12 protein-coding genes and 1 pseudogene are annotated in these 12510 nt (G+C 63.2%); 10 read left to right on the forward strand and 3 right to left on the reverse strand.

Annotation, left to right across the window (positions count from 1 at the left end; all coding sequences use genetic code 11):
* The first annotated feature begins 55 nt into the window (after positions 1 to 55).
* The 10 genes from recJ to OXH74_RS14070 all read left to right on the forward strand — a co-directional run bounded on the left by recJ (position 56) and on the right by OXH74_RS14070 (position 10694).
* Complete coding sequence (gene recJ, locus OXH74_RS14025; protein WP_375737549.1) at positions 56 to 1771, forward strand: single-stranded-DNA-specific exonuclease RecJ; 1716 nt, start codon at positions 56 to 58, stop codon at positions 1769 to 1771.
* 339 nt (positions 1772 to 2110) lie between these two features.
* Complete coding sequence (locus OXH74_RS14030; RefSeq protein WP_375737550.1) at positions 2111 to 2536, forward strand: YciI family protein; 426 nt, start codon at positions 2111 to 2113, stop codon at positions 2534 to 2536.
* A 31-nt stretch (positions 2537 to 2567) separates the two neighbouring features.
* Positions 2568 to 2981, forward strand: a complete 414-nt coding sequence (locus OXH74_RS14035) for a VOC family protein (RefSeq protein ID WP_375737551.1) — start codon at positions 2568 to 2570, stop codon at positions 2979 to 2981.
* A gap of 801 nt (positions 2982 to 3782) precedes the next feature.
* Positions 3783 to 4220, forward strand: coding sequence for a nucleoside deaminase (locus tag OXH74_RS14040; protein WP_375737552.1), 438 nt, complete (start codon positions 3783 to 3785; stop codon positions 4218 to 4220).
* A 152-nt stretch (positions 4221 to 4372) separates the two neighbouring features.
* Complete coding sequence (locus OXH74_RS14045; protein ID WP_375737553.1) at positions 4373 to 5476, forward strand: AI-2E family transporter; 1104 nt, start codon at positions 4373 to 4375, stop codon at positions 5474 to 5476.
* A 39-nt stretch (positions 5477 to 5515) separates the two neighbouring features.
* Positions 5516 to 7027, forward strand: coding sequence for an efflux transporter outer membrane subunit (locus OXH74_RS14050; protein WP_375737554.1), 1512 nt, complete (start codon positions 5516 to 5518; stop codon positions 7025 to 7027).
* 2 nt (positions 7028 to 7029) lie between these two features.
* Positions 7030 to 8160 carry an HlyD family secretion protein gene (locus tag OXH74_RS14055; RefSeq protein WP_375737555.1) on the forward strand — a complete coding sequence of 377 codons (1131 nt, stop codon included), beginning with the start codon at positions 7030 to 7032 and terminating at the stop codon, positions 8158 to 8160.
* Positions 8150 to 9181 (forward strand): DUF2955 domain-containing protein, encoded by a 1032-nt coding sequence (locus OXH74_RS14060; RefSeq protein WP_375737556.1) that lies wholly within the window; start codon positions 8150 to 8152, stop codon positions 9179 to 9181. Before OXH74_RS14055 ends, OXH74_RS14060 begins: the two co-directional genes overlap by 11 nt.
* A 12-nt stretch (positions 9182 to 9193) precedes the next feature.
* Entirely contained in the window at positions 9194 to 9634 is a 441-nt protein-coding gene (locus OXH74_RS14065) for an ion channel (RefSeq protein ID WP_375737557.1), read from the forward strand.
* Between the two features lie 49 nt (positions 9635 to 9683).
* Positions 9684 to 10694 (forward strand): cysteine synthase A, encoded by a 1011-nt coding sequence (locus OXH74_RS14070; protein ID WP_215378420.1) that lies wholly within the window; start codon positions 9684 to 9686, stop codon positions 10692 to 10694.
* A gap of 17 nt (positions 10695 to 10711) precedes the next feature.
* On the opposite strand, the gene OXH74_RS14075 is transcribed toward OXH74_RS14070, so the two are convergent.
* The 3 genes and pseudogenes from OXH74_RS14075 to OXH74_RS14085 form a co-directional block, all read right to left on the reverse strand.
* On the reverse strand, positions 10712 to 11425 hold the full coding sequence (locus tag OXH74_RS14075; RefSeq protein WP_375741616.1) for a cache domain-containing protein: 714 nt from the start codon (positions 11423 to 11425) through the stop codon (positions 10712 to 10714).
* A 105-nt stretch (positions 11426 to 11530) separates the two neighbouring features.
* Positions 11531 to 11761, reverse strand: a pseudogene (locus OXH74_RS14080) (methyl-accepting chemotaxis protein); the annotation flags it as partial.
* A 178-nt stretch (positions 11762 to 11939) separates the two neighbouring features.
* Complete coding sequence (locus OXH74_RS14085) at positions 11940 to 12416, reverse strand: ester cyclase (protein ID WP_375737558.1); 477 nt, start codon at positions 12414 to 12416, stop codon at positions 11940 to 11942.
* Between the last annotated feature and the right edge of the window lie 94 nt (positions 12417 to 12510).

Here is a 12510-nt window from a genome sequence, read left to right on the forward strand (position 1 = left end):
CCTTGGCCCCGCGCCCGGAGGGTGCGGGGAAGTCGAGTTTCAGATTGGACCGCCCATGCGTATCGAACACCGCTCCCTGCCTGACGTCCTGCCCGATCTGGGTGATTTGCCACCGCTGCTGGCCCGCTTGTACGCCTCCCGGGGCGTGCAGTCCGCCGCCGAGCTGGATAAGAGCCTGGCACGGTTGATTCCCTATCAGTTGCTCAAGGGCATCGAGGCTGCGGTGGACCTGCTGGTGCACGCACTGGAGCAGCGCCAACGCATTCTTTTCGTGGGTGACTTCGATGCCGACGGCGCCACGGCCAGCACCGTCGGCGTACTCGGCCTGCGCATGCTTGGTGTCGCCCATGTTGACTACCTGGTGCCCAACCGCTTCGAGTATGGCTACGGCTTGACGCCGGAAATCGTGGCGGTGGCCCTGGAGCGCCAGCCTGACCTGCTGGTGACCGTCGACAACGGTATTTCCAGTGTCGAAGGCGTGACCGCGGCAAAGGCTGCCGGACTGAAGGTGCTGGTGACCGACCACCACCTGCCTGGCCATGAACTGCCGGCGGCGGATGCGATCGTCAACCCTAATCAGCCGGGCTGCGAGTTCCCCAGCAAGGCCATGGCCGGTGTCGGTGTGATCTTCTACGTCCTGCTGGCCCTGCGCGCGCGCCTGCGTGAGCTGGATTGGTTCGCCCGCTCCGGGCTGAAGGAGCCGAATCTCGGCGACCTTCTCGATCTGGTAGCCCTCGGCAGCATCGCTGATGTGGTGCCGCTGGATGCCAACAACCGCATCCTGGTCCACCAGGGCCTGGCGCGCATCCGCGCCGGCCGGGCGCGGCCGGGCCTCAAGGCGATCCTCGAAGTGGCGGGGCGACCGGCTGGGCGCATCACCTCCACCGACCTGGGTTTCATCCTCGGCCCACGCCTGAATGCCGCCGGACGCCTGGATGACATGAGCCTCGGCATCGAGTGCCTGCTCTGCGAAGACGAGGCCCTGGCCCGCGACATGGCGGTGCAACTGGACCAGCTCAACCAGGATCGCAAGGCCATCGAGCAGGGCATGCAGCGCGAGGCCCTGGCCCAACTGAAAGACCTGCCGCTTGAGGACCTGCCCTTCGGCCTCTGCCTGTTCGACCCGGAATGGCACCAGGGCGTCATTGGCATTCTTGCTTCGCGCCTGAAGGAGCGTTATCACCGCCCGACCATCGCCTTCGCCGATGCTGGCGACGGACTGCTCAAGGGCTCGGCGCGTTCCGTGCCGGGCTTTCATATCCGCGATGCGCTGGATGCGGTGGCTGCCCGCCATCCGGGGCTGATCAACAAGTTCGGCGGGCATGCCATGGCCGCGGGCCTGTCGCTGCCGCAGGCGCACTTCGGCGCCTTCGCCGCCGCCTTCGATGGCGAGGTCCGTCGCCAACTCAATGAGGATGACCTGACCGGCCGGCTGCTTTCCGATGGCCAGCTCAGCGTCGAGGAGTTCCATCTGGAGCTGGCGCGCGCGTTGCGCCTGGCTGGGCCCTGGGGCCAGCACTTCCCCGAGCCGCTATTCCACGGCGTGTTCCAGATCGTCCAGCAGCGTCTAGTCGGGGAGCGACACCTCAAGTTGGTCCTGAAAAGCGAGTGCGGTTCCATCCAGCTCGACGGAATCGCCTTCAACATCGACCGCGAACTTTGGCCGAATCCCACGGTGCGCTGGGCCGAACTGGCCTACAAGCTGGATGTGAACGAATACCGCGGCAATGAAAGCGTGCAGTTGATGGTGGCGCATATAGCGCCGCGTTGATGGCACGCTGCCCACCTGCTGGCCTTACTTCCCTCTCCCCCAGCCGCTCTTGCTGAAGAGGAGAGGGGAGCCATTCCGTGCCTTGGCTTGTTCTCCTGTGTCCCCTGCAGGAGAGAATTCATTCGAGAATGCAGGCTGGAGGCCTGCCTTGTGCCCCTCCACGCCCGTCACCCTGGCCTGGCATCCTCCTCATTCCGGTCTACGCTCTTCCATTCCCGTTGCGCCTGCAGAAAATTCTTGTCTGCCTGTCGATTCAGTCGTAGCCCGTTCGACCAATTAGCACAGCCAGCAGGCAAGGGCCGCAGCCTGGCGTTCGGGCCACCCAACAGGAGAACAACGATGCGCTTCATGGTGATAGTCAAAGCAACCAAGGAATCTGAAGCGGGCGTCATGCCAAGCGAAGAGCTGCTCGCGGCAATGGGCCAGTACAACGAAGAGCTGGTGAATGCAGGCGTGCTGCTCGCCGGCGAGGGGCTGCATCCCAGCTCCAAGGGCGTGCGGGTGGTGTTCAACGGCAATGATCGCACTGTGATCGATGGCCCTTTCGCGGAGACTAAGGAGCTGATCGCTGGTTTTTGGCTGTTCAAGGTGAAATCCCTCGAGGAGTGCATCGAGTGGGTCAAACGTTGTCCAAACCCCATGCCCTCGGAGTCGGAGATCGAGATTCGCCAGGTGTTCGAGGCCGAGGACTTTGGTGAGGAGTTCACCCCCGAGTTGCGCGAGCAGGAGCAGCGCATTTTCGAGAAGGCTGCCAAGCAGCAGTGAACGCCCAAACCCGCAGAGAGGAGCCAGAGCCATGAAAATCGATCCCTATCTCACCTTCGACGGCCAGTGCGGCCCGGCCTTCCAGTTCTATGCCAAGTGCCTGAACGGCACTCTGGAGGCCTTCCTCACGTTCGCCGAGACACCGGCTTGCAACGAGGTGCCGGAAGACTTCCGTGACAAGATCATCCACGCCCGCCTGGCCGTTGGCGACCAGGTGATCATGGGTTCTGACTGCCCGCCACATCAGCCCTATGAGCCGATCCGCGGTATCAGTGTGTCGCTCAATGTCGACCGCGTCGTTGAAGCCGAGCGGGTGTTCAACGCCCTGGTCGAGGGTGGCCAGGTGCAGATGCCGCTGCAGCAGACCTTCTGGGCCGAGCGCTTCGGCATGCTGGTGGATCGGTTCGGGGTGCCCTGGATGGTCAACTGCGAGAAGGATCAGTAGGGGAGAGCGCTTGGGGTTGGGGAAGCGACTTTCAAGGATGGATGAGGGGAGTGGGCTTCACACTGGATTGGCAATATTGTGAGAGGCCGCTTGAAGCCATGTCGTCTGGCTGCTTATCGAGTGGCCTGAGGGCTTCCGTTCTGCCCTCGCGCTACACGCCGTTCTGAGGGCTGTCACGACGAGACGTTCCCGTCGTGCGTCCCCGTTTATTGTGCGCCCGCTCGGCCTGTTGAGGGGACCATCCCTCACCCCCGGCCCCTCTCCCTGAGGTAGAGGGGTGACTCCGCCTGCTGTTCTTCAGCGAAGGCCATGCCCGCTGCAATCTGGAATCGGGCGAAAAGAGGTGGGGCCGCAGAGTCCCCCTTCAGGAGGCTGAGCGGAGTCGTTGTGAAACGGAGCGCAGCGGAGTAACAGCCGGAGGCTGGCCCGCAGGGCGAGCGAAGCGAGTCAAGGGGACGAGCAACATGGATGTTGCGAGAGGCGTGAGGGGCCATGGATGGCCCTTTCGCGCCAGCCCCTGGAGCGGCGATGGAGGGCGGGGCCGGATGCAGGGGCAAGCCCTTTTGGTTTCTTTTGGGTGGTGCGGCATTCCGACGACTGCCAAAAGAAACTCGCCCGAGGGGACGAAACAGAAATCTGAAGCCAACGTGGCATCCAGCCAGAAACCAAAATCGGAAGCCCACGCCGCCAGCCCTCAATGTGGATTGCCAATCCGGCATGAGCCCCCAGCATCCGCCCGCTGCCCAAATCTGCCGATCTGGTCTACAAATTCCCCATCCGCCATCCAAGCAAGGACATCCCATGGACCCCTTCATGCAAGCCGCCATCGAAGAAGCTCGCCTCGGTCTCGCCGAGGGCGGCATTCCCATCGGCTCGGTCATCGTCCACCAGGGTCGCATCATCGGCCGTGGCCATAACCGGCGTATTCAGCAAGGCAGTGCCATCAAGCACGGCGAAATGGATGCGTTCGAGAATGCTGGCCGCCAACCGGCCAGCGTCTACCGCGACGCCGTGCTCTACACCACACTTTCGCCCTGCTCGATGTGCAGTGGTGCCATCCTCCTCTACGGTATCCCCAAGGTGGTGATCGGCGAGAACCAGACCTTCATGGGCGAGGAGGAGCTACTGCGCTCGCGAGGTGTGGAGCTCGAGGTCCTTCAGGATGAAAGCTGTGTAGGGTTGATGCGAGACTTCATCTCGGCAAGGCCCGAACTCTGGAATGAGGATATTGGTGAGTAGGGCGCCGCTGCCCGGTACTCGTGCGGGCGATGGGATCAACCAAAGTTCTCCTTGCTCGCTGTGTCAACCGGTTTCCAGCGTCTATGCTCAGCAAGGCGCCGAGGAGCAAATTTTGGCGCCAGGTTCGACTGGGACTCTTCAAGGAGAACTCGATGATCCCCTCTGGCCTTTCCGATCAGATGTTCTCGCGTAGCTTCCTGGATGTGCTGATTCGCGCCGGCCTTATCGCTGTGCTGGCGATCTCCTGCTATCAGGTGTTTCAGCCGTTCCTGAACCTGATGCTCTGGGCCCTGATCCTGGCGGTGACCTTCTACCCGCTGCATCTCAAGCTCAAGCATAAAATGGGGATGCGGGATGGGCAGGTGGCGACTCTGATCATTCTGGTTTCGCTGGCCCTGTTGATGGTTCCGATCTACCTGTTGGCCATTTCCATTGCTGAATCGGTCCAGGGCGCCCTGGAGCTGATCAAGGGGGGAGAGTTGCACATCCCCCCACCCAACGAATCCGTCGCCGGCTGGCCGCTAATTGGCCAGAGTCTGTTCGACTTCTGGCAGCAGGCATCTGTCGATCTGACCAGCCTGTTGAAGAAGCTCATGCCGCACCTGCGCGGTGTGGGCCTGGGCCTGCTTGGCAAACTGGCTGGGGTGGGCGCAGGCTTCTTGCTATTCATCGGAGCGTTGATCGTGGCCGGGATCGTCATGGCCTATGGCTCCAACGGAACCCAAAGTGCAGTGCAGATCGCCACGCGTATCTCGGGTCCGGAGCGGGGCCCGCAGATCGCTGAGCTCTGCACGGCCACCATACGTGCCGTCGCCCAGGGCGTGGTGGGTATCGCCTTCATCCAGATGTTGCTGGTCGGCGTCGGTTTCGTCGTCATGGGCATACCGGGCGCCGGCCTGCTGGCCTTGGCCGTCCTGCTGCTCGGCATCATGCAATTGCCCGCCACCCTCATCACCATCCCGGTGATCATCTTCGTCTTCGCCACACAGGGTCCAACGATTGGGGTGATTGTCTTCTCCATCTACACCTTCGTCGCCGGCCTGGCCGATAACGTGCTCAAACCGTTGCTGCTGGGCCGAGGGGTCAATGTGCCAATGCCTGTAGTGCTGATCGGCGCCCTGGGCGGCATGGTTACGGGCGGCATCATCGGCTTGTTCATCGGTCCGGTGATCCTGGGGGTGGGTTACATGCTGTTCTGGCACTGGGTGGAGGATCCGCGCCCGGACACAGAGCTGGGCGAAGAGAAGGCGACTTGATGCGGCTGGACCGCCCCTATGCCGTCATCACCAGTCCCAATGCGGATACTCCTGTTCGGAGCCCTCGGGCTCTCCGGCTGCGTGCAGTTGGGGCCCGACTTCCAGTCGCCACGTGAGGGCTGGATCGAGCACTGGAACAGCCCTGCGATCGAACAGGCGAGCCTGCAACACCCGCAACCTGACTTTCGCCAGTGGTGGCAGGTATTCGCTGATCCGACCCTCGATGCGCTGATCGCTGAAGCGGATGCGAACAACCCGAGCCTGGAAACTGCCGGCCTGCGGGTCGTGGAGGCCCGTGCTCAGCTCGGAATCGCCCTGAGCGGGCGCTACCCGCAGTTGCAGCAGGGGCGCGCCGACAGCGTCTATTTCGAGCGTCACCAGTCCGGAGGCAGGAACCCGCAGAACAGTCACTTCTGGGAGCACAGCGCCGGTTTCGACGTTGGCTGGGAACTGGACTTCTGGGGGCGCTTCAGCCGCGCTATCGAGTCCGCCGATGCCGCCTACTTCGCCGCGCAGGCCAACTACGAAGACGTGCTGGTTCTGCTCCGCGCCCAGGTGGCGGAAACCTATTTCACGCTGCGCACTTCCGAGGCTCGCCTGCGCATCGCCCGCGAGAATGCCAATCGGCAGAAGCGCAGCCTGGAAATAACCGAGCGCCTATTCAAAAGTGGTGACACAGGTGAGCTCGATTTCCAGCAGGCCAAGACTCAGTACCTTGGCACCCTGAGCACCATTCCTGACTTCGAGGCCCAGGTGGCGCGCACGCGCAATGCCTTGGCCGTGCTGATTGGCCGTCCGCCGAGCCCTCTGACGGAACTGCCTGAGCAGCAAGGTCTGATTCCGCTGCCCGACCGCGCCGTGCTGCAGGATGTCCCGGCCAACCTGCTGCTGCGGCGCCCGGACGTACGCGCCGCTGAACTCGCGGTTGCGGCCCAGTCTGCCCTGATCGGCGTGTCCGAAGCAGACCTGTATCCCTCCCTGAGCCTGCTGGGCAGTATTGGCTGGACGGCCACCACCCTGGATGGTGCTTCTGACAGCTTCGACCTCGTTGCCGGCCCCAGCCTGGTCTGGAATCTCTTCGACTACGGTCGCATCAAGAACAATGTGCGGGTGCAGGATGCCCGCCTGCAGCAGCTGATCGAAGCTTACCGAGATGGAGTCCGTCAGGCCGCGCGTGAAGCCGACGATGCGGCCACGGGAATGACCAAGGCGCTGGAAAGCGAAGGCATCCGCCACGAGGCTGCCCTGGCGGCAATGCGCTCGCTGGAGCTGGCCAACGACCAGTACCTTGAGGGCTTTGCGGATTTCCAGCGTGTGCTGGATGCCCAGCGCGAGCTGTTCCAGCAGCAGGAGAGTTACCTGGTCAGCCGTAACGATGCCGTGCTCAGCCTGATCGCCTTGTACAAGGCTCTCGGTGGCGGTTGGTACAGGGCAGAGCCGGTCATCGACTCGGCTACTCGCGAACAGATGGAACAACGCACCGACTGGGGCGGCCTGCTGGACGAGCCCCCGCCCACCCAAGCTTCTCCGCCCTCCGAACAAGGTGAGTGACGATGAGCGAACAACCGCAGCCTCCCGTCCCTGAATCGGCTCCGCAGGAAGTGGTGAGCGAGGCCGATCCGGTCAAAAAAGGGACGAGATGGGTGGTCGGACTGATTGTCCTGAGCCTCGCCTGGTACTTGATGGCTGATCGTTTTACGCCCTATACGCAGCAGGCGCGCGTGCAGACTTTCGTGGTGCCGGTGGCGGCCGAGGTGTCTGGCCGGGTGACCCAGGTTCACGCGCGCAACAATCTGGACGTGAAGGCGGGCGACATGTTGTTCGAGGTCGATCCGCAGCAGTATCAGATCGCGGTTGACCGCGCCCGCGCCGACCTGGAAACCACGCGTCGGCAGATCGGCGCCAGCACTGCGGCGATCGATTCGGCGCTGGCTTCCCTGCGCGCAGCGCAGGCTAACGAACTCAAGGCAAAGCAGGATAACGACCGCCTCGAGCGCCTGTACCGCGAAGACCCGGGCACCATTTCCGTACGCCGTCTCGAAGGCGCCCGAGCCACCCTTGAACAAGCCATCAGTCAGGTCGCGGCAGCCCGCGCCGACGTGCAGCGTGCGCGTGAGCAGCAGGGCGGCAGCGAGGAGGAGAACGCGCAGTTGCGCAGCGCCGCCACCGCCCTTGAGAAGGCCGAGCTGGACCTGGCCAATACCCGCATACGAGCCCGTTCGGCGGGCCTGATCACCGACCTGCGCACCGATGTCGGCCAGTATGCGGCCGCTGGCAATCCGGTCATGACGCTGATTGCGATCCACGACCTGTGGATAAGCGCAGACCTGACCGAGAACAACCTCAGCCACGTCGAGCCCGGCACACCGGTTGCGATCGTGTTGGACGCATACCCTGGCGAGGTGTTCGAGGGACGAGTACGCAGCGTCGGATATGGTGTCAGCGTTGGCCAGGCCACCGCACCGGGCACCTTGCCGACCGTGCAGAACAGCCGGGACTGGCTGCGCCCGGCGCAACGCTTTCCGGTGATCGTCGAGTTCGATCCCGGCGAGCTGCCCGGGGTGCAGGGGTTGCGGGTTGGTGGTCAGGCGGAAGTAATGGCTTTCCCCAGCAGGGGTAACCCGCTCAACCCGCTTGGCCGGCTTTTCATCCACTTCATGAGCTGGCTGTCCTATGCCTACTGAGTGCGATCCCCGCAGCCAGCGCGCGCTAAGGCTGGCCTGCGGCACTGCACTATGCCTGGCCATCAGTTTCGGTCTGGACGTGCCGATTCCGTTTCTGCCGCCGATCTTCACATTGTTCCTGCTGGCATCGTCCAATCGGCCGCTGCCCCTGAAGGCCGGACCGGGACTTGCGCTGATGATCATGCTGACCACCGGAAGTGGGCTGCTGCTGATCGCGCCCCTGCGCCATGCACAGGCGAGTGGTGTGCTGCTGGTGGGGTTGTGTCTGTTTCTCTGTTTCCGTTATGGCTTGCGCGGCGGAAACCCGCTCGTGGCCAATTTCCTGGTCATCGGCCTGACCCTGATCTCGGCGGCCGGCACCGCCGACTTCGGCCTGGCGCTGACGGTCATCGAGGCGCTGGCCAAAGGCATCCTCCTGGCCACGCTGGTTGCGGCGTTCAGCCACTGGCTGTTTCCCGATCCTGTCGATGCCCCGGCGGCACCTGCACGCCCTGTGCTGGACTCCTCCGAATCCGCCTGGATTGCCCTGCGTGCGGTATTGGTGGTGCTGCCAACCTTCCTTCTGGCGCTGATCGATCCGGCCAGCTACATGCCGGTGATCATGAAGTCGGTGAGCCTCGGGCAGCAGGTTTGCAGTACCAGCACCCGCGATGCCGGTCGTGAGTTGCTGGGCTCGACGCTGCTCGGTGGCGTGCTGGCCATCCTGTTCTGGGGAGCTTTGAGCATACTTCCCCACCTGTGGATGTTCTTCCTCTGGATGTTGCTGTTCGGCCTGTTGCTGGCCCGCAAGCTCTACAGGCTGGTCCCCACACGGCACAAAACCGGTCTCTGGCTCAACACCTGGGTGACCCTGATCATTCTGCTGGGCCAGTCGGTGCAGGACAGTGCCAGTGGCAAGGATGTCTACACCGCTTTCTTCGTGCGCATGGGGTTGTTCATCGCGGTCACCCTCTACGCCTGTGGGGCGGTCTACCTGATCGACAGCCAACGTTATCGTCGACAACGGCGCGCGGCTACCTGAAGGGGGTGACAGATGTTGCTCAACCTGCTGGTCGGAATCCCCGTAATGTTGCTCTGCCTGCTGCTCCAGGCCTACTTCGTGGCCCTCTGCCTGCGCCAGTACGCTCGCTTCAGGAAGGGCCGGCAAGGACACGATACGCAGTTCCTGAATGTGGCACTGCTATCGCTGGTGATGCTGCTCATGCTGCTGGGCAACTTCGCCCAGATGGCCATCTGGGCGCTGCTGTTCTGGTTTCTGGGGGAGTTCGACCAGTTCGCCACGGCTCTGTACCACTCAGGCGTGAACTTCGCCACGCTGGGCTATGGCGATATTGTGATGTCCGAGACCTGGCGCCTGCTCGGGCCGCTGGAGGCTGCCAACGGCATCCTGATGTTCGGTGTATCCACGGCGGTGATGACCGGCGCGGTGATGGACATCATCAAGTACCAGATGGCGCAGGGGAGGGAGCACTAGCAGGCGGCTAGACTGAAACTGTCCGCCCGCCGCTTTTGGGAGGTGCAGCATGAAGATCCGCTCAGGCTTCATCGGCAGTATCGGCCAGACTCCCCTGCTGCGCCTCGGCCGGCTCAGTGACGAGACCGGATGCGACATCCTCGCCAAGGCTGAATTCCTCAACCCCGGCGGTTCGGTGAAGGACCGCGCGGCCCTCTATATCCTCGATGACGCCGAGCGCCACGGGCGGCTCCGGCCGGGGGGGACGGTGGTCGAAGGTACGGCGGGCAATACCGGTATCGGCCTCGCGCACATCTGCGCCGCACGCGGTTACCGTTGCATCATTGTGATTCCTGATAACCAATCGCCGGAAAAGCTCGATCTGCTACGCACGCTAGGTGCCGAGGTTCGCCCGGTGCCACCCAAGCCTTACAAGGACCCGGACAACTACCAGAAGATTGCTGGACGCCTAGCCGCCGAGCTACCCAATGCCATCTGGGCCAATCAGTTCGATAACCTCGCCAATCGCCAGGCGCACCTGGAAACGACCGGACCAGAAATCTGGGCCGACACTGAAGGCCGTGTGGACGCCTTCGTCTGTGCTACTGGCACCGGCGGCACGTTGGCGGGTGTGGCGCGTTCCCTCAAGGCGCGTGAACCAAAAGTGCGCATTGTTCTTGCCGATCCCATGGGTAGCGCGCTCTACCACTGGGTGAAGCACGGCGAACTGCTCGCCGAAGGCAGTTCGATCACCGAGGGCATAGGCACCACGCGGATCACCGCCAACCTCGAGGGTACGCCCATCGACGATGCCGTGCAGGTCGACGATCCGACCTGCGTGGCGATGGTCTATCGGTTGCTGAGGGAGGAGGGGCTGTTTGTCGGTGGCTCGTCTGGCATCAACCTGGCTGCAGCCGTGCAAGTGGCCCGCGAATTGGGGCCGGGTCATACCGTGGTGACCTTGTTGTGTGATCGGGGTGGGTTGTATGCGGGACGGCTGTTCAATGCGGCGTGGTTGGAGGAGAAGGGGCTGCTGGCTGCGGCGGCCCCACCTCCAGCCCCTCTCCTTGCACCGAGGTGAGGGGCGATCCCCGGAAGCTACTGCTCGGCTGGATCGAACTGCAGCATCAGTGACCAGGGCGCGTTGCAGTTGCCGACGAAGATCGGCTGCAGCAGGCAGGCGGTATTGCCGGGGCCACGGAAGCGCAACAGCCTGCCTTCACGGATCGCGGTTCGCGCTTCGGCGGAGAGCTCGCTGGCCGACTCGCCCAGACGCTGTGCGTTGGGGTGGGTGACATAGTTACCGGCGTTGGAGAGCAGGGCATAGTGGCCATTGCCGAACGGTTTCTGCTGGCAAAGCCGCTCCTGCAACTGCTGCAGACTGTAGTCGGCGCCCAGGATACCGAGAAAGCGGCCGCCGGCCTGCATGGGCGTCATGAAGGAAGTCATCAGCACCGTATTGCCGGCCACGGTGTAGTCATACGGCTCCATGAAAACGTCACGCCCCTTGCGCCTGGGCAGTTCGTACCAGTCTCCGTCGTAACCCACGAGACACTCGCGTTGGAGACTGCCGGCCCCACGGTTCCAGTAGGCCATGATGCGGCCCGTGTGGTCGTAACCAGGCTGGTTGGCAAATTCGTCGTCACGCTGGTCCAACGCATTGGGTTCGCTGGCGCAGGCGAAGGCCAGCAGGTCTGGGTTCTGCGCCAGGTACTGTTGCATCACCGCGTCGATCTGTTCGCGCTGCGGGCCGAAACCACGGGCATGAAGGCCGAGGATGAAATTCTTCAGGCCATAAAGCGCGGTGGCCATGACCGCGAACTGGTTCTGCAGGAGATTCGCTTCGCGGGCCAGCAGGACCTCGGCAGTTTCCTCACGGGCGGCGCTTTCGGCACGCTGCACGTCGGCCAGGGCGCGTTCGCTTTCCTGGCGGATGGTGGCAACCACGTTGCCGATGTCGGCAGTGGCATTGGCCGATTGGGTGGCCAGGCGCCGTACTTCATCGGCTACGACCGCAAAGCCCCGGCCTAGCTCGCCGGCGCGTGCGGCCTCGATGGCGGCATTGAGGGCCACCAGGTTGGTGTTCTTGGCGATCTGCTTGATCACCTCGGAGACCTTGCTGATTTCGGTCCAGCGGTCATTGAGCCCGGCTATGAGCTGCTTGACCTGGTCAATGGTGGAATTGCCCGGGGTGTTGCTATCCGTTGCCGGCGCGACGGGTTGGCGAGCGTTGCTGTGCATCGGGAGTTACCGAACGAGGAGTGGGGCAGGGCGCCGCAAACGGGGCGATCGAACAGTGCCCGGCAAGCCGGGCACCGGGGGTGGCTTACCAGCCGAGTTGCTTGTTGAAGCCCAAGGCGTCGTAGTAATCACCCTGGTAGGCGATCTTGCCGTCCTTGATGCGGACGAAGCTGACGCCCTCGAACTTCAGAGGCTTGTTGGTGGCCGGGGTTTCTGCGCTCCAGGCACCGCTGTTGGTGCCACTGAACTCCCACTGGAAGGCAATGCCATCAGCACTGACGATGGGCTCGCTGGTCATCTTCCAGGTCAAGTCCGGTACGGCCGTGATGAATACCTTGATCACATTGTCGCGCGCGGCAGCACGGCCCTTCTGCGGGGTGCCGACGGTGGCGTCGAAGTACACCGCATCCTCGGTGAGAAAAGTCGCGGCCTTGTCCACGTCGTGGGCATTCCAGGCGGCCATGTAGCCGTCGACGATCGTCTTGGCGTCGTCCGCCGCCTGGGCGAGACCCGCCAGGCCGCAAAGCAGGATGAAGCTGAAATTACGCAAGGTATTACGCATGGCTTGTTCTCCTGTGGGACATCGAATCGGCGCCGACGGGCGCTGTGGGTGGAACGCAGTAGTTGCAGTACAGCATCTGCTTGTGGGGGCAGTG

The sequence above is a fragment of the Metapseudomonas boanensis genome, from assembly GCF_042232855.1.
GTDB lineage: Bacteria > Pseudomonadota > Gammaproteobacteria > Pseudomonadales > Pseudomonadaceae > Metapseudomonas > Metapseudomonas boanensis.

Bases quoted from the DNA above. Each gene is read 5' to 3' on its own strand.
- OXH74_RS14070 (WP_215378420.1), top strand. From the start codon at position 9,684: ATGAAGATCCGCTCAGGCTTCATCGGCAGTATCGGCCAGACTCCCCTG.
- OXH74_RS14085 (WP_375737558.1), bottom strand. From the start codon at position 12,416: ATGCGTAATACCTTGCGTAATTTCAGCTTCATCCTGCTTTGCGGCCTG.
- OXH74_RS14035 (WP_375737551.1), top strand. From the start codon at position 2,568: ATGAAAATCGATCCCTATCTCACCTTCGACGGCCAGTGCGGCCCGGCC.
- OXH74_RS14055 (WP_375737555.1), top strand. From the start codon at position 7,030: ATGAGCGAACAACCGCAGCCTCCCGTCCCTGAATCGGCTCCGCAGGAA.
- OXH74_RS14045 (WP_375737553.1), top strand. From the start codon at position 4,373: ATGATCCCCTCTGGCCTTTCCGATCAGATGTTCTCGCGTAGCTTCCTG.
- OXH74_RS14060 (WP_375737556.1), top strand. From the start codon at position 8,150: ATGCCTACTGAGTGCGATCCCCGCAGCCAGCGCGCGCTAAGGCTGGCC.
- OXH74_RS14040 (WP_375737552.1), top strand. From the start codon at position 3,783: ATGGACCCCTTCATGCAAGCCGCCATCGAAGAAGCTCGCCTCGGTCTC.
- OXH74_RS14050 (WP_375737554.1), top strand. From the start codon at position 5,516: ATGCGGATACTCCTGTTCGGAGCCCTCGGGCTCTCCGGCTGCGTGCAG.
- recJ (WP_375737549.1), top strand. From the start codon at position 56: ATGCGTATCGAACACCGCTCCCTGCCTGACGTCCTGCCCGATCTGGGT.
- OXH74_RS14065 (WP_375737557.1), top strand. From the start codon at position 9,194: ATGTTGCTCAACCTGCTGGTCGGAATCCCCGTAATGTTGCTCTGCCTG.
- OXH74_RS14030 (WP_375737550.1), top strand. From the start codon at position 2,111: ATGCGCTTCATGGTGATAGTCAAAGCAACCAAGGAATCTGAAGCGGGC.
- OXH74_RS14075 (WP_375741616.1), bottom strand. From the start codon at position 11,425: ATGGCCACCGCGCTTTATGGCCTGAAGAATTTCATCCTCGGCCTTCAT.